Origin of the sequence: Corallococcus praedator (genome assembly GCF_003612125.1) — a bacterium.
GTDB lineage: Bacteria > Myxococcota > Myxococcia > Myxococcales > Myxococcaceae > Corallococcus > Corallococcus praedator.
In genome coordinates, this window is record NZ_RAWI01000228.1 from 1 (window position 1) to 15,489 (window position 15,489).

Genomic DNA, 15,489 nt, shown 5'->3' on the forward strand with positions numbered 1-15,489 from the left:
ACAGTGGACAGAGCCCTGCCCGATGGGGTTGGGTGGCCCCGCCCCGCTTCGTTGGGGAGGACCCCATGGCCTCTGTCACCCCTCGCTACGCCCACCCGTTCCTTCCCGTCACCCGCGCCGACATGCAGGCGCGAGGGTGGGAGCAGTGCGACATCATCATCGTGAGCGGCGACGCCTACGTGGACCACCCGGCGTTCGGCCCGGTGCTCATCGCGCGCTTCCTGGAGGGCCGGGGCTTCAAGGTGGGCATCATCCCGCAGCCGGACTGGCACTCGGCGGAGCCCTTCAAGGCGCTGGGCAAGCCCCGGCTCTTCTTCGGGGTGGCGGCGGGCAACCTGGACTCGATGCTCAACCGGCTGACGGCCCAGAAGAAGAACCGCTCGGAGGACCAGTACAGCCCGGGCGGGCGCACCAACTGCCGGCCGGACCGCGCGTCCATCGTCTACGCGCAGCGCTGCCGCGAGGCCTTCCCGGAGGCGCCCGTCGTCCTGGGGGGCATCGAGGCCAGCCTGCGCCGCATCGCGCACTTCGACTACTGGAGCGAGAAGGTGCGCCGCTCCATCCTCTTCGACGCCAAGGCGGACCTGCTGGTGTTCGGCATGGGCGAGCGGCCCATCTGGGAGATCGCGGACCGGCTGAACCGGGGCGAGCGCATCGAGGACCTGAAGGACATCCGGGGCACCGCGCACCTCATCAACGACGCGGCGATGAAGGCCCTTGAAGCGGACCCGGCGAAGCGGGCCGCGGACCGCGACAAGGTGGTGGTGCTGCCCTCGTATGAGGAAGTGGTCGCGGACACGCGCGCCTTCGCGGTGATGAGCCGCGACTTCCAGATGGAGACCAACCCCGGCAACGCGCGCGCCATCGCGCAGCGCCACGGCAACCGGGCCATCTACATGAACCCGCCCGCCCGGCCGCTGGAGGACGGCGCCGGCATGAAGCCCGGCGACACCGCCACGGTGGCGATGGACGAGCTGTACGACCTGAAGCTCAACCGCGTGCCGCACCCGATGTACAAGGAGCCCATCCCCGCCTACGAGACGGTGAAGCACTCGGTGGTGCTGATGCGCGGATGCTTCGGCGGCTGCACCTTCTGCTCCATCACCGAGCACGAGGGGCGCGTCATCCAGAGCCGCTCCGCGCAGAGCGTGCTGCGCGAGGTGCGCGAGGTGCGGCGCATGGGGGACTTCCGGGGGACCATCACGGACCTGGGGGGCCCCACGGCCAACATGTACAAGCTCAAGTGCAAGAGCGAGGACATCGAAAGCCGCTGCCGCAAGCTGTCGTGCGTGCACCCGGGCGTGTGCGAGAACCTCCAGACGGACCACGGGCCGCTCATCTCGCTGATGAAGCAGGTGCGCGAGGAGCCGGGCATCAAGCACGTCTTCATCGCGAGCGGCGTGCGCTACGACCTGGCGGAGCGCTCGCCGGAGTACGTGAAGGAGCTGGCGGCGCACCACGTGGGCGGCCAGCTGTCCGTGGCGCCCGAGCACGTGTCGCCGCGCGTGCTGGAGAAGATGAAGAAGCCCGGCATCGAGAGCTTCGAGCGCTTCCAGAACATGTTCGCGTGCGCGAGCGAGGACGCGGGCAAGGAGCAGTACGACATCGCCTACTTCATCAGCGGCCACCCCGGCTCCACGCTGGAGGACATGGTGATGCTGGCGCAGTGGCTGAAGGAGAAGGGCAAGCGGCCCCGGCAGGTGCAGGACTTCATCCCCACGCCCATGTCGGTGGCGACGGCCATGTACTACACGGGCCTGGACCCCCTGAAGATGGAGCCCGTGTACACGGCGAAGGGCCTGCGGGAGAAGCGGCTGCAGAAGGCGCTCCTGCTCTACTGGAACCCGGAGCACTGGCCGCTGGCGCGCGAAGCGCTGCGGCTCGCGGGCCGCGCGGACCTCATCGGCCGGGGTCCCAACGCCCTGGTGCCCCCGGAGTCCGCCGCGGAGGCCGCGCGCCTGCGCCGTGCCGGGGATGGCGCCGGGGAGGACCAGGGGCTGGCGACGAACGCCTGGCCCCGTCCGGTGCAGCCGCGCCCGTCGGGACGCGGTGGAGGACGCACGCCGCGTCCGGGCCCGCGCGGACGGCCGTAGCCCTTGGCTTTCGCTCGGGGGGGTGGCTCGGGTATAGGGTGCGCCGCTTTTCAAGCACCCAACACCGTCGGAGCCACACACCCATGCCCAGGACCTCCCAGGAGCAGTCGCAGGAGCGTCACGCGTTCCTGCTCGACCTCTTCCGCACCCAGCCCGACCTGAGCCGCCAGGACGCCCTGGAGAGCTTCAAGGACCGGTTCGGCGCGACCATCAACCTGCGCACCTTCAACGAGCTGCGCGAGCAGGCGAAGAAGGACCTGTCTTCCAGCCCCGCCGCGCCCGCGCACAAGGAGCCCGAAGTGGAAGCCCAGGACGAGCGCCCCGAGGTGACGACGGAGGACGCGAGCGCGCTCCTGAAGGCCGCGGCCGTGCCGGAGCTGCTCAACGGTTCGGCGCCGGCGAAGAAGCCGAAGGCCAAGGGCCCGGGCTCGCGCAACGTGTTCGTGGACGCGCCGCAGGAGCACCTCCAGTTCCTGGAGCGCATCGTGCAGCAGCTCCAGGAGGCCGGCGCCTCCAACGTGCGCATCGACCACGGCACCGACCGGTGGATGGTGCTGGTGGTGGACTCCAAGTAGTCCGACCCTGTCAGACATCCCTTCGCGGTACGCGGGCCCGCCTCCTGTCTGGGAGCGCGGGCCCTGTCATTTCAGGGCAGGCAATGCGGCCCCGTTCCAGGTTGGATGGAGGGATGACGCGTGCACCCTCCCTCCTCGCCGCCCTCCTGATGGCCGCAGGCTGTGCCAGCCGACAGGTGCCTGCCCCGGAAGCGGCGCCTTCATCCCCTTCCCCGACTCCCACCAGGACCTGGACCGCGACGCTGCACCAGGACCACCCGCTGGTGGGCCGCATCTGGGATGTGGCGGGTGGAAGGTTCGTGGACGAGGCGGCCCTGCGCACGGCGGTGGCCTCCACGCAGTACGTCCTGTTGGGGGAGCGGCACGATCATCCGGACCATCACCGACTCCAGGCGGAGCTGGTCCGCGCGACGGTGCACGCGGGCCGGCGCCCCGCGCTCGCGTTCGAGATGCTGGATGTCACCCAATGGTCGACGGTGGCGGCGTCGCTGAAGAAGCACCCGGATGACGCCGAAGCGCTGGCCCAGGCCCTGGACTGGGCGAACAGCGGCTGGCCGCCCTTCAGTCTCTACGCGCCGGTGTTCAACGCGGGCCTGGAAGCGCAGTTGCCCATCGTCGCCGCCAACCTGCCCCGTGCGCAGGTGCGTGAGCTGGTGATGAAGGGCCCGGAGGCCCTGCCCGTGGAGCTGCGCACCCGGCTGCGGCTGGACGCGCCCGTGCCCGAAGCCGAGGCGAAGGCGGTCCGCGAGGAGCTGGACCGCTCCCACTGCGGACACCTCCCCCAGGAGATGCTGGAGCCCATGGCGCTGGCGCAGCGGGCCCGCGACGCGATGATGGCGGACCAGTTGCTGGGGCTGGTGGTAGGCAACGGCGCGCTGCTCATCACCGGCAACGGACACGTGCGCAAGGACCGTGCGGTGCCCGCGCACCTGATGCGCCGGGCCCCGGATGCGAAGGTGCTGAGCGTGGCCATCCTGGAGGTGTCACCGGAGGCCCTGAAGCCCCAGGACTACGCCACCCCCGTGGGCGCCGCGTCCCTGCCCTACGACTACGTCTGGTTCACGCCCGCGATGCCGGAGGATGACCCGTGCAAGACATTGCGGGAGCGAAAGCCGAAGACGACCCCATAGCGCCCCGGCCAGGCTTCTCCCGTGTCCTCGAAGAAACCCGGCCCCGGAGATGGCCTACACAACATCAACTTCGAGCGCAGGGGCAGGAATGAGACGATACCGTTCCTGCGTCTTCAGGGCCCGGTGCCGCGCCAGACGGACCAGCGCGACGCCCTCGATGAAGACGAAGGCTGACGTCTTGTGCCGGTAGGGGTCGAAGACTCCGGAGCGCTGTTGGCGCTCCATCCAGGCCGCCTGCTCCTCGATCATCCCTTGGAGGCCTGCTTCGAAGGCGTCTCCATCCGAGGAGGACAGGGCCTTTACCACGTCGAAGCGGTACGACTGCCCACCCTGAAGGCAGCGCTCGCAAGCCTCCAGTTCCGCGTCCAGGTCGTCGCGCTGGAGAAGCATGGCGACGAGCGCACCGAAGTAATGGAAGTCCTCTTCGGATTCCATCCGCTGCATCCAGGTGGGCGTCATCGCAGCCGCGATCTCCCGGGCGAGGTCCCACGCCCCCACGGCCATCGCGTCGAAGAGGGGCTCTCCCTTGCTGCGTGCCAGGTAGTAGAGATCGGACTCCGGGCAGCCATTCCGACGCGCCAGCAGGTCCCGGTAGAGCTTCGCCGCCTGTCCGAGGGCATCGCGGAAGCCCTCTTCGTCCAGCTCCGACAGCAGCAAGCCACAGCCATACTGCCGCCAGAGAGAAGCCGTTTCCAGGACGAGCTTCGCATCCGGCTGAGCCAAGGGCGCCTCAAGCCGGGGCATCCGCTGGCTCAAGAGGAAGAGGAGGTTGTCGAGCACCGAATCCATGGGGAGTGGCCTAACCCGGGATGGGCGTGCCCACGGGATGGACCGCGAGTCCGGTGAGCCCTGCCTGCTGAAAAGCTTCGAGGAGATCGGAGCGCAGCACCATCATCTCCGTGTACTCCGCGACCCGAAAGAGCTGTGCGTCGTCTGGAAGAGAATCCTCGCGCAGATGCAAGCGATTGACCTCCGCGAGTTCGTTTGCACGGCCAACGCGGCGACGATACTTCGATCGCTCGAAATCAAGACACGGCACACTCACCAGCGGATTGGCGATGGCATAGGACTCCCGGACGCGCCGGCCCCGCTTGTCCAGCAGGACGAAGGGCAGCAGCTCCACTGCCTCCCCGACCAGTCCACGACTCGCAAGGACCTCGCGCACCCGCTGGGAGACGTAGAGCACACAGTCCGGGTTGTCGATGAAGTCCGTGAACATGTCGCCGGCTTCTTCATACAGACTGAGTTCGGTCGTCGGTGGCAGGTAGGACGCCATGGGGACGCCGTCGCTCAAATAAAAGTAGTCCTCGACCTTGTCCGGGAGGTCAACCACTTTGACCGCGCGAGAATCGAAGGCGTGTCCAAACGTGTAGTAGGTGTAGGGCATGGTTCGTGGCTTAGAGGATGACGGCCGTGAGCTGCGCACCCGCCGGCATGGTCTTGACCTGCTCCAGCAGCGTTTCCGACAATGCGTTCAGATCGTTGAGGATAGCGACTTTGATTTCTTTCGGATGCTCCTTTTGACGGAGTTCCTTATCAATCATCTTCCGCAACTTGCGCAGCCGATCTTCAAGGGATGCCTGATAGACAGCGTGCTTCGGCACGCCCCATGGGCAGTGAGCCGGAAGCCCCACGATAAGTGACTCGAACTCCTGCTGGGGCAGCAGGATCATGTTCTTCTCATTGTGGATGTTCCAGCGAGAGATGAGGATGATCTTCACCACCTGATCAGAGCGTGTCGTCCCGCCCGGGGACCCATTCCCAACGACCCATTCCTCGACCGCACCGATGGGGATGAGATGATGGTAGTTGTGCTCGTACGGATAGAAGGCGCCATAGCCGCCCTGCAAGTTGTTCTGGCGGGGCTGGAATTGCGGGCGACCTCCAATTTTCAGCCGCTGGTTGGGTACGGGGGACAGGTGCTTCGCCCCGATGTGCCAGCCTTCGGGCCCGCGACTCAGCCAGTACAGCGAGCTTCTCGCCTTCTTGAAGAAGTCCGACAAGGTGAGCTTGCGCTTCGAGCCGGCGCTGTCAGGGAAGCGCCTCCAGGTGCGCTTCAGGGCCTTGCTTCTCAGCCCGAAGTCTTCTCCCACCAGCCGCATCCTCTGGGCGATCTTCTGGTGGTCCTTGTTATAGAGCGCGCTGCGCTCCGCCAGGGACACCTTGTAGCCATTGGACATGTGGTTGCATGGATGGGAACTCCACCCCGTGTTGTCCGTGAGGGTGTGCCTCCAGAGACAGCCGAATCCGGATGGCCGGTCCGTGTGGTTCAGCGTCTTCGGGTCCCAGGCCAGGTGGTTGTCACTGGAGGCCATGCGCGTTCACTCCCGTGGGCGAATGAGGAGACCTGAAGCCACGCTGCCGGTATCGGACCTGGACCATATAAGGATCTCGTCTCCGTGGGCGTAGTCCCTGACAAACGAACGTGTGGCGGCGGCCACCGAAATCGCGCCACTGACAGCTCCGGTATCGCCCAGGGAGATCGCCGGCCAGTGGGTCCGAGCCCCGGCCAGCACGGGTCTCGCACGAAGTCGCGCCAGGGCCATGCCCCACTCCATGGCACGCGACTCTTCTCCATTGAGATCGCCGTACACGTCTCCAACCCGGTTGGACCTCTCCAGCGTGCGTTCAAGAACCTCCGCGAGGCCCAGCACGTTCGGTGGGCCCTCCCGGGGCAAATCCGCATCTGGGATGTCGCGCACGTGAAGCGCCTCCACGCGTGCTTCCACCCGTGCTCCTGGTCGCCCTACTCCGGCTTCACCTTCGACCAGCAGTGCCGCCGCGGCTTCTCCGGGCATCAGGCCCACCGGATGTTGCGGCGTCTTGAGGCGTCTGCTCATGGCCAGGGCTTCGAGGACGTCCAGGTCACGCGTAAGGCTGTCGACGGCGACGATCAGTGCCCTCTGGAACCGGCCCTCTGAAAAGGCAGCGGCAGCCTCCGCCATCGCCGCGAGCACGGAGATGTTTCCGCGAGCCACGACACGCTGCGAACCGGGACGGATCCCCAGCCGGGTTCGACGCATGATCAGGGGAGCAAGTCGTTCGCGGAGAAGCAGCTCCGACTCTTCCTGCATGGGCGTTCGAGCCCCTGGAAGGCACAGGAACAACCCCGTGCCCTCCCAGAAACGCTCATCGTCTAGAGCGAGCTTTGTGTAGGCGAGGAGGTCTCGAATGGCTTCCTCCGCGAGCAGTCCATACAGCCCCAGGCCCACGAAGCCATCACTGAGCCCCCGGAGGGGATGCCCCACGACGGGCTCCACCCCAGGCTCGTCTCCCGTGGAGGCAACCTGGAGAGCAAGCGGATGGGGCCGGGACATTCCGCAGCGGAGCGCGGCACAGCCAGACACCACATCATGGCCCAGCGTGCACACCAGGCCCAATCCCGTGATGGACAAGGACATGGGATGGACCCTAACACAGACGCCCCTGAGGCAGCGGCACCTCACGCGTGCACGCGAACTCCAGGGGCGGCGGACCGGCGGAATCCGGCAGCCGGTGGATGAACCTCAGTCGCAGGCGTAGGTGCTCGAAGGCCCCACGTCAGCGACCGTCAGTGCACGGCACTGCATGACCGCGCCACGGGCCGGGAACCGCTTCGACGTATAGGCCCCCATCGCATTCCGGATGAGCAATGGGTCCACGAAGGTGACGCCCGTCGCGGAGCCCACCTTCGGCCAGGCGATGTTCTCCACATACGTCTGGTTCGACGGGGCGTAGAGCCAGAACGCGTTCCCGGTGAAGTTCACGATGATGTTCTCCTCGTAGTACCCATTCTGCGGCAGCTCCGAATAGGTACAGCCGGGCGACTCCATCTTGTTGCCGCCAACCTCGATGGCGTTGTCGGACGTGCCCACGATGGTGTTCGCGACGATTCGCACCGAGTCCGCGGGCCAGTGGTAGCAGTCGGCCGTCTTCTTCCCGCTGGGAAGCATGATCGCCGGCCCGTTGACCCCTTCCAGGTGGTTGTCGTGGATGGAGTGGAAGGACTCGTGGACCCGGATGCCCATCGCGTTGATGAACCAGTTCCCGTAGACCTCCGCGTGGGTGCCCATCCGCAACACGAGCCGGTCCTCGGTGTTCCGGAACGTGTTGAAGCGGAAGATGTTGTGGTTCGTCTTGCTTGAAATCATCTCCGCCGACGGCGCGATGTCCTCGAACAGGTTGGACTCGACGACGGTCCCTAAATCTCCCACCGTCTTGACGTCTCCAATGATACCGGACCCCAACTGGATGGATTCCCCGTTGTTGCTGCCGGCGGAGGACTTCTTGCCGTAGAACAGGTTGTAGGCAATCTGGTTGTCGACGTTCGCGCAGTTCGTGGCATTGCAGGTGAGGCGGATCCCCTGCGCCGGCAGGTTCTCGAAGCGGTTGCGGAGCAGCCGGTTCCGCGCGCTCGAGTTCTGGAGCTTGATGCTTCCATCCGCGACCGTGGGCTCCGGGCCTGAATCAATCAGCGCGTTGTGCCGGAACTCGCAGTCCTTGGCGCGGTTGAACGAAATCACGTTCTGCTTCCGAGCCCCACGCCAGACAAACCCATCCACGATCAGCCACTCACCGGAGATCGTCAGGGCGGACGCCCCGGTGAAGATGACCTTCCCACGCGTCTGGGCGCGCAAGGTGATGGGCTGCGTGGCGGTGCCGTGCTGCGTGAAGTTGATGCTCGCGCCGTCGTAGGTCCCGTCGCGAACGACGACCTCCCCTCCAGGCAGGGCCGCCGCGATCTGCTGGTTGATCTCCGCGACGGTGGTGGCCAGCGCGGCCACCGGCGAGGCGGCCGGGGCGGCCCCGGACGTCACGCTCGCCCAGGCCGGGACGGAGAAGACGAGCGTGGCGGCTGAGACAGCGGTGAGACAGGAACGAAAGATGGCGCGGGTGCCGTCCTGATGGACAGGGGTGGACAAAGCCGTGGGTGATTTCACAACAAGCTCCAGCTGGGGGGATGTCTCCGTTGACAGCCCCAGAGGCTAGGACACTCCGCTCTCCGACTCCATGGAAAATCATGCATTAACTGATAGACCTATTTTCCAGCGAAGGCCATCCCGCCTCGCGCAAGCAAAGGACTCGATGTGTCCAGACGTGCAACCCTGCTGCTCGCCCTGGCGTTCGTGACGAGCGGCCTGCTGACTCCTGAGGCCCGGGCGGCGACCGTCACCAACTATCGCGGTGGAAACACGCCGGTGTATTCGCGCACCTCGTATGACTACGTGCCCAGCGTGATGAAGGACGGCGTCTACCGCATGTGGTGGTGCGGCGGCATCGCGGGCGATTACATCCTCTACGCGGAGGCGGACTCGCTGGCCGGCCCGTGGCACGCGCGCGGCTCCACGGTGGCCAACAGCTACAACACCGTGTTCCGCCCCACGGGCAACGCCGCGCAGTTCGACGGCATCCATGTCTGTGACCCGTCCGTCATCCGCGTCGACGCGACGTACTTCATGTATTACGGCGGCTACGGCGACGGCACCGGCACCACGATGATTGGCGTGGCGTCCAGTCCGGACGGCCTCAACTGGACGCGCCTCAACGGCGGCAATCCCATCATCGTGCCCGCGCGGGACTACCGTCCCCTGCCCAACAAGTACGGCGCGGGCCAGCCGAGCGTCACGCACATCAACGGGAAGTTCCACCTCATCTTCACCGACTCCACCGGGTACGCCGTGGACGGCAACGGCGGGGGCCAGTTCGTGCTGCGCTCGTCGGACCCCACCTTCCAGACGGGCGTCGAGGAGCTCACCGCCACCGGCTTCGCGCCCAGGACGGAGGCGAACCACACGCGCCACTCCCTGCTCGCCGCTTTCTCCGTGGACTGGCAATACATGGACGCCAACGACACCTTCGCCATCGCGGTGGATGGCCCCACCGCCAGCGGCACCCGCGTCTTCCTCTTCAACAGCGCGCTGAGCCAGCAGGTGGACCAGTTCGACATCAGCGGCACGTGGACCGAGGGCCCCGCCATCGTGTCCCGTCCGGACAAGCACGCCCTGGCGTCCTCCACGTGCGGCACGGTGCCGGTGGACATCCTCCGGTCAGTGGGCCCCGGCGGGCCCGACACCTGGAACCTGGCCCGCGGCGGAGTGGACCTGCTGACGGGACGCACGTGCGAACAGGTGCCGCAGGGCCGCGTGTACGAGGGCTATCTCCTCCAGAGCCCGGGCCTGCCGCTCACGCTGGCGCGCGGCGGGGTGCGGCTCCAGTTCGCCCTGGCCGCGCCCGCGCAAAACCTGTCGCGCAATGCCATCGCCGTCTCGTCGGACGTGTTCCACCGCATCCCCTACGGTGCGTCCATGACCTCGGGAGCGCCCGTCTACGGCGCACCCGGGCGCCCCGCCGCCTTCCGCCTGGATGACGGGCGGCTGTGGCCGGTGAGCTGCCTGGAGGCCATCACCTCCAACAACTCCTCCATCGCGAGCCTCAGCGTGAGCCAGTGGGATGCCTATGCCACCGGCCCGGCACTGCACTGCGTGAAGTAGTCCCCGAGCCCGCGGGAGCGGATGCCCCCGCTCCCGCGGTACGTCCATCGTCCCGGGGGGCCACCCTCTGTCCTGTCCATGAGGCCATCCGCATGCCGCGCGACAGAGGCGGCGTGGCCGCCTGGAGGTGCCACCGCCACGCCGCGAAGATGGCGGTCGACTTCATCGTTGGCACCAACCGCGGGACCAGGGGTGCTGCATGCCGGATGTCATCGTCGTAGGCGGTGGTATCGCGGGCCTCACGGCCGCGCACGAGCTGGTGGAACGCGGCTTCAAGGTCCATGTCTTCGATTCGCGGGCGACCTGGGGCGGCAAGGCCCGCTCACAGCCGGTGCCCGGCACCGGCACGGGGAACCGGCGTGCGCTGCCCGGTGAGCACGGCTTCCGCTTCTACCCCCGCTTCTATCGCCATGTGATTGACCAGATGCAGCGGACTCCCGCCGCAGGCGCGCCGGGCCGGACCGTCGACCAGCACCTCAAGGCGACCACCGAGAGCGCCATCGCCCTGATTGATGAAGACACGTGGTTCCGCTTCTCCCGGCGTCGGCTCGACAAGCCCTACGAAGTCCTGGAGGCCCTTGAGCTGTTCTTCCAGAAGCTCGACTTCGAACCGACCGACGGCGGCCTGTTCGGCCTCAAGATGCTCCAATTCCTCTCATCGAGCGACGAGCGCCGGATGGGACAGTACGAAAAGCTGTCGTGGTGGGACTACACGCAGGGCGACCGCTACTCCGCGAAGTTCCAGCGCCAGCTGCGCGCGGTGCCACGCACGATGGTCGCCATGGATCCACGCCGAGGCTCGGCGCGGACCCTTGGCACCATCACCATGCAGCTGCTCCTCGACTTCGCCTCCAGCGGGGTGAACAACGACCGGACGATGGGCGGCCCCACGAGCCAGATGTGGCTCGAGCCATGGGTCACCCACCTGCGCGGCCTGGGCGTCCAGTTCCACGCCGGCGTCCGCTTCACCGGGTTCGACGTGTCCGAAGGACGCATCTCCCGAGCACGCTTCGACCAGGGCGGGCCTCGCACCGCCGACCACTACGTGCTCGCGGTGCCCGTCGAGGCGGCGCACGCGCTCATCACACCGGAGCTCGCCGCGCTGGACCCTGCGCTGGCGCGCCTGCGTCAGGCGGACGTGGAACAACTGGTGGCGTGGATGGTGGGGATCCAGTTCTTCCTCTACGAGGACGTGCCCCTGGTCCGCGGCCACATCTTCTATCCGGACTCCCCCTGGGCGCTGACGTCCATCTCGCAGCCGCAGTTCTGGCGCGAGCTGGGACTGTTCCGCGGCCAGTTCGGGGACGGGCAGGTCGGCGGGTTGCTCTCCGTCGACATCTCGGATTGGGACACGCCCGGCACCTTCGTGCCGAAGCGGGCCAAGGACTGCTCCCCGGAGGAGATCAAGACCGAGGTCTGGGGACAGCTCAAGGCGGCGCTCAACGGCGGGGACGTGGTCGAGCAGGTCCTCACGGATGCGCTGCTGCACTCGTTCCATCTGGACGCCGACCTCGACTACAGCGCCGGCCTGCCGCCGGCCAACCCGTCGCGGCTGCTGGTCCACCCCCCACGCTCCTGGGAGGCGCGTCCCGAAGCGGCCAGCGCGATTCCCAACCTGTGCCTCGCGGGGGACTACGTGCGCACCCACACGGACCTGGCCACCATGGAAGGCGCGTGTGAAGGGGGCCGCCGGGCCGCCAACGCCATCCTGGACCGGGTGGGCTCCAGGGCGCCCCGCGCGGACATCTGGCCGCTCACGGAACCCTCGGAGCTGGAGCCCTGGAAGCGCCTGGACGCGGCGCTGTATCAGAAGGGCCAGCCGCACCTGTTCGAGCTGCTCGGCCTCAAGACCGCCTACCAGGCCGCCGACACGCTGCGCCGGTTCTCCGCGTTCACGGGCTTGAGCGAACTCGATGACTGGATGGATCAGCTCCGGGTCACCGCGGTGGTCGACAGCCTCCTGAAACGCATCGGGGCGCGCTGACGCCGCTCATTCGCGGGACGGCGCCGCGGGCCCCGGGCGGGGCGTGTACACGTTGGCGCTCACCGAGCGGGCCGCCGCGGTGATACCGATGAGGCTCTCCGCGTGTCCCAGGAAGAAGTACCCCGTCTCCGGAAGGCGCTCGAGCAGCCCCTGGATGACGCGCACGCGGGCCTCCGCGCCGAAGTAGATGAGCACGTTGCGGCAGAAGATGATGTCGAACCTCCCGGTGGGCCACGTGGCCGGATCATGCAGGTTCGCGCGGGCGAAGCGCAGGGGCTGGCGCACCTCCGGGCCCGCCAGCATCAATCCCTCCTGGCTGCGCACGCCGCGCAGCATGTACTTGCGCAGGAGCATGGGCGGGATGGTCCGGGAGCGCTCCAGGTTCCACAGCCCCTCCTCCGCGCGCTGCACGGCCCACGTGGACAGGTCCGTGGCGACGACCTCCAGATGCCAGCCGGAGTCCGGGGGGAACGCCTCCAGCAGCGCCATCGACAGCGAGTACGGCTCCTCGCCGGTGGAACACCCGGCGCTCCAGACGCGCAGGCTGCGGGGACGCAAGCCCCGCGCGCCCTGCGCGGCCCACTCCGGGAAGACGTGGTCGCGCAGCAGGTCGAAGTGACGGGACTCGCGGAAGAAGGACGTCTCGTGGGTGCAGAGGCTGTCGAGCATCCGCACCTTCTCCGCCTCGTTCCCCCGCGAGGTGACGTACGCGTGGTACGCGGCGAACGAGTTCAGCCCCAGCTCCCGCAGGCGCCGGGACAGGCGGTTCGCCACCAGCGCGTTCTTGGCCATGGACAGGTGGATGCCCGTCTCCGCCTCCACCAGGTGCTGGAACAGCATCAGCTCCGAGTGCGACAGCGAAGGAGGCAACGCTTGCGCCCATGGCTCGTGCCCGCTCATCCCCTCACCTGTTGCCCGGTGCTTCCGGAAGCGGGGCGGGCGCGGCGACGGGCGCGGCGGCAGGGAGCTCCTCGGCGGCGGTGGTCAGCCGCAGCAGCTCTTCCAATGACAGCAGCCGGTCCAGGTCCAGCAGGAGGATGAACGTGTCGCCATGGCGGCCCATGCCCCGCAGGAACTCCAGCCGCACGCGGGTGCCGAAGGCGGGAGGAGGCTCGATGTCGTCAGCCCCCAGCTCCAGCACCTCGCGCACGGTGTCACAGAGCAGCCCCAGCACCGTCTGCTGGCCGTCGAGCGACACCTCCACGATGACGAAGCAGGACCAGCGGGTGATGGGCCGGGCCGGGAGCCCGAACTTCACGGCCAGGTCCACGACGGGCACCACGCTGCCGCGCAGGTTGATGACCCCCTGCACGGCGGCGGGCATCCCCGGCACGCGGGTGACGGGGCGGTACTCGATGATCTCCCGCACCCGCAGGAGGCCCACGGCGTATTCCTCGCCCGCGAGCATGAAGCTCAGGTAGCTGGACCGGCCGCCGCTGCCCGGTTCGATGGGTTGGTTCATGGTGGGCGTCTCTCCCCTAGAACCGCTGGAAGTCCTGCTGGGTCGGGGCTTCCGCGCCGTTCTGGAGCCGGGACAGGGCCGTGGCGGAGGCGAGCGGCCCCTGCGCCGCGGCCTGCAGTCCCCGGGCGGGCGAGGCCGGCAGCCGGGAGGCCATGGGACGTGACGGGGCGGAGGGCGCGTTGAAGCCGAAGCCCTCCACGAGCCGGAAGAACGTCATCATCTGCAGCAGGGACTCCGCCTGGGTGGCCATCTCCTCCGCGGTGGAGGACAGCTCCTCCGCGGCGGAGGCATTGCGCTGGGTCACCTGATCCACCTGCGTCATGGCGCGGTTCATCTGCGACACGCCAATGGACTGCTCCCGCGAGGCATTGGTCACCTGCTGCACCAGCTCCGACGTGCGGCGGATGGCGGGCACCAGCTCGGACAGCAACTGGCCGCTGCGCTCGGCGACCTTCACGCTGGAGGTGGCCAGTCCACCAATCTCCTTCGCGGCCTTCTGGCTGCGCTCGGCCAGCTTGCGCACCTCCGTGGCGACGACGGAGAAGCCCCGACCGTGCTCCCCGGCGCGCGCGGCCTCCACGGCGGCGTTCAGTGCGAGCAGGTTCGTCTGGTAGGCGATCTCCTCCACGATGGAGATGCGCTCCGCGATGGCGTTCATCGCCTCCACGGTCTCCTTCACCGCGCGGCCACTCTCCTCCGCGTCCCGGGCGCCCTTCACGGCCGTCTGCTCCATCTCCCGGCTGTTCTCCGAGTTCTGGCGGATGCTCACGTTGAGCTGCTCCAGGCTGGCGGTGGTCTCCTCCACGGAGGCCGCCTGGGAGCTGGTGCCCTGGGAGAGGCCCTGCGCCGCGGAGGCCACCTGGAGCGACGCGGACGACAGCGAACCCGCCGCGCCCCGCACCTCGCTGATGACCCCCGACAGCCGTTGGATCATGTCCCGCATGCTGCCCATCATCCGGCCCGTCTCGTCGGTGCCCCGGGCGGTGATGTTCGCCGTGAGGTCGCCGGCGGTGACCTGCGTCGTCACCTTCACGGCCTCGGTGAGCGGCTGCACGATGCTGCGGGTGAGCAGGAAGGAGAGCAGCCCCGCGAGCACGACGCCCACGATGCCGCCCGTGATGATGACGTTGTACAGGTCCTGCGCCATCGCGGAGGTCCGGGTGGTGCGCTCGAGCAGGAGGGCCGCCTCGTCGTCCGCCAGCTTGGTCAGCATCATCCGGATGCGGTCAGCGGTCTGCTTGCCGCGCGCGGCCTGCTCCACCGCGATGAGCTGGGCCAGCTCCCCGCGGCCCGCGTTGACGTCCCGGCGCTGGGCGATGAGGGGCTCCAGGTGCTGGGTGATCCACTGCTGCATCAGGTCGCGGATCTCCTGCTGGCGGTCCTGCTGGCGGCGGTCGCGCTGGGTGAGTTCGCGGATGCGGTCGATGTTCTGGGACACGCTCAGCCGGGCCTGGTTGTAGGGCTCCAGGAACTTGTCATCGCCGGTGATGAGGAAGCCGCGCTGCCCTGTCTCCAGGTCCGCCATGTCCCCTTCCAGGGTGCGCACGGCGATCATCATCTGCTGGCTCTCCGTGTCGCCCACCGCGGAGGTCGCGACCTTGTCGAGCGTCGAATAGACCACCGTGACGATGCCGATGATGATGGCGACCATCGCGGTGAAGGCGAAGACCAGCTTCGCGGTGATGCTCAGGTTGTTGAACATGGCTACTCCGAAAGGGGGGACGGGCGGGACGGCGCACGAGGCGCGTCGGTAGGGGGAAGGAGGTCCTGCGGTG

At 67.8% G+C, this 15,489-nt stretch carries 13 protein-coding genes; 5 read left to right on the forward strand and 8 right to left on the reverse strand.

The window, feature by feature from the left end; all coding sequences use genetic code 11:
* Positions 1–65: 65 nt before the first annotated feature.
* The 3 genes from D7Y13_RS25800 to D7Y13_RS25810 all read left to right on the forward strand — a co-directional run bounded on the left by D7Y13_RS25800 (position 66) and on the right by D7Y13_RS25810 (position 3,798).
* Positions 66–2,093, forward strand: coding sequence for a YgiQ family radical SAM protein (locus D7Y13_RS25800; RefSeq protein ID WP_120535077.1), 2,028 nt, complete (start codon positions 66–68; stop codon positions 2,091–2,093).
* Positions 2,094–2,176: 83 nt separating this feature from the next.
* The gene (locus D7Y13_RS25805; protein ID WP_199732905.1) at positions 2,177–2,668 is read left to right on the forward strand and encodes a hypothetical protein; all 492 of its coding nucleotides are present in this window, start codon (positions 2,177–2,179) and stop codon (positions 2,666–2,668) included.
* A 113-nt stretch (positions 2,669–2,781) separates the two neighbouring features.
* Positions 2,782–3,798: a ChaN family lipoprotein gene (locus D7Y13_RS25810; protein ID WP_120585225.1), complete on the forward strand. Its 1,017-nt coding sequence runs from the start codon at positions 2,782–2,784 to the stop codon at positions 3,796–3,798.
* A 54-nt stretch (positions 3,799–3,852) separates the two neighbouring features.
* On the opposite strand, the gene D7Y13_RS25815 is transcribed toward D7Y13_RS25810, so the two are convergent.
* The 5 genes from D7Y13_RS25815 to D7Y13_RS25835 form a co-directional block, all read right to left on the reverse strand.
* Complete coding sequence (locus tag D7Y13_RS25815; protein ID WP_120585226.1) at positions 3,853–4,587, reverse strand: Imm49 family immunity protein; 735 nt, start codon at positions 4,585–4,587, stop codon at positions 3,853–3,855.
* Between the two features lie 10 nt (positions 4,588–4,597).
* Entirely contained in the window at positions 4,598–5,185 is a 588-nt protein-coding gene (locus tag D7Y13_RS25820) for an imm11 family protein (RefSeq protein ID WP_120535081.1), read from the reverse strand.
* Between the two features lie 10 nt (positions 5,186–5,195).
* Positions 5,196–5,978 carry a hypothetical protein gene (locus D7Y13_RS25825; protein ID WP_233595843.1) on the reverse strand — a complete coding sequence of 261 codons (783 nt, stop codon included), beginning with the start codon at positions 5,976–5,978 and terminating at the stop codon, positions 5,196–5,198.
* Positions 5,979–6,119: 141 nt separating this feature from the next.
* On the reverse strand, positions 6,120–7,058 hold the full coding sequence (locus D7Y13_RS25830; RefSeq protein ID WP_233595844.1) for a hypothetical protein: 939 nt from the start codon (positions 7,056–7,058) through the stop codon (positions 6,120–6,122).
* A gap of 246 nt (positions 7,059–7,304) precedes the next feature.
* Positions 7,305–8,699: a chondroitinase-B domain-containing protein gene (locus D7Y13_RS25835; protein ID WP_158620461.1), complete on the reverse strand. Its 1,395-nt coding sequence runs from the start codon at positions 8,697–8,699 to the stop codon at positions 7,305–7,307.
* 165 nt (positions 8,700–8,864) lie between these two features.
* Here D7Y13_RS25835 and D7Y13_RS25840 point away from each other — a divergent pair, with 165 nt between their 5' ends.
* Both D7Y13_RS25840 and D7Y13_RS25845 read left to right on the forward strand, forming a co-directional pair.
* Complete coding sequence (locus tag D7Y13_RS25840; protein WP_120535085.1) at positions 8,865–10,268, forward strand: glycoside hydrolase family protein; 1,404 nt, start codon at positions 8,865–8,867, stop codon at positions 10,266–10,268.
* Positions 10,269–10,467: 199 nt separating this feature from the next.
* Positions 10,468–12,252: a hydroxysqualene dehydroxylase gene (locus D7Y13_RS25845; protein ID WP_120535086.1), complete on the forward strand. Its 1,785-nt coding sequence runs from the start codon at positions 10,468–10,470 to the stop codon at positions 12,250–12,252.
* A 6-nt stretch (positions 12,253–12,258) separates the two neighbouring features.
* Here the strand turns inward: D7Y13_RS25845 and D7Y13_RS25850 are convergent, their stop codons facing one another.
* Genes D7Y13_RS25850 through D7Y13_RS25860 form a run of 3 tightly spaced genes read right to left on the reverse strand, consistent with a single transcriptional unit; the run spans position 12,259 to position 15,416 of the window.
* Positions 12,259–13,152, reverse strand: coding sequence for a CheR family methyltransferase (locus D7Y13_RS25850; protein ID WP_120535087.1), 894 nt, complete (start codon positions 13,150–13,152; stop codon positions 12,259–12,261).
* Between the two features lie 4 nt (positions 13,153–13,156).
* Positions 13,157–13,714 carry a chemotaxis protein CheW gene (locus D7Y13_RS25855; RefSeq protein WP_120535088.1) on the reverse strand — a complete coding sequence of 186 codons (558 nt, stop codon included), beginning with the start codon at positions 13,712–13,714 and terminating at the stop codon, positions 13,157–13,159.
* A gap of 16 nt (positions 13,715–13,730) precedes the next feature.
* Entirely contained in the window at positions 13,731–15,416 is a 1,686-nt protein-coding gene (locus tag D7Y13_RS25860) for a methyl-accepting chemotaxis protein (protein WP_120585230.1), read from the reverse strand.
* Between the last annotated feature and the right edge of the window lie 73 nt (positions 15,417–15,489).

Excerpts from the sequence above, each read along its gene's own strand:
- D7Y13_RS25800 (WP_120535077.1), top strand. The coding sequence starts at position 66 with ATGGCCTCTGTCACCCCTCGCTACGCCCACCCGTTCCTTCCCGTCACC.
- D7Y13_RS25810 (WP_120585225.1), top strand. The coding sequence starts at position 2,782 with ATGACGCGTGCACCCTCCCTCCTCGCCGCCCTCCTGATGGCCGCAGGC.
- D7Y13_RS25815 (WP_120585226.1), bottom strand. The coding sequence starts at position 4,587 with ATGGATTCGGTGCTCGACAACCTCCTCTTCCTCTTGAGCCAGCGGATG.
- D7Y13_RS25805 (WP_199732905.1), top strand. The coding sequence starts at position 2,177 with ATGCCCAGGACCTCCCAGGAGCAGTCGCAGGAGCGTCACGCGTTCCTG.
- D7Y13_RS25820 (WP_120535081.1), bottom strand. The coding sequence starts at position 5,185 with ATGCCCTACACCTACTACACGTTTGGACACGCCTTCGATTCTCGCGCG.
- D7Y13_RS25860 (WP_120585230.1), bottom strand. The coding sequence starts at position 15,416 with ATGTTCAACAACCTGAGCATCACCGCGAAGCTGGTCTTCGCCTTCACC.
- D7Y13_RS25845 (WP_120535086.1), top strand. The coding sequence starts at position 10,468 with ATGCCGGATGTCATCGTCGTAGGCGGTGGTATCGCGGGCCTCACGGCC.
- D7Y13_RS25850 (WP_120535087.1), bottom strand. The coding sequence starts at position 13,152 with ATGAGCGGGCACGAGCCATGGGCGCAAGCGTTGCCTCCTTCGCTGTCG.
- D7Y13_RS25825 (WP_233595843.1), bottom strand. The coding sequence starts at position 5,978 with ATGTCCAATGGCTACAAGGTGTCCCTGGCGGAGCGCAGCGCGCTCTAT.
- D7Y13_RS25855 (WP_120535088.1), bottom strand. The coding sequence starts at position 13,714 with ATGAACCAACCCATCGAACCGGGCAGCGGCGGCCGGTCCAGCTACCTG.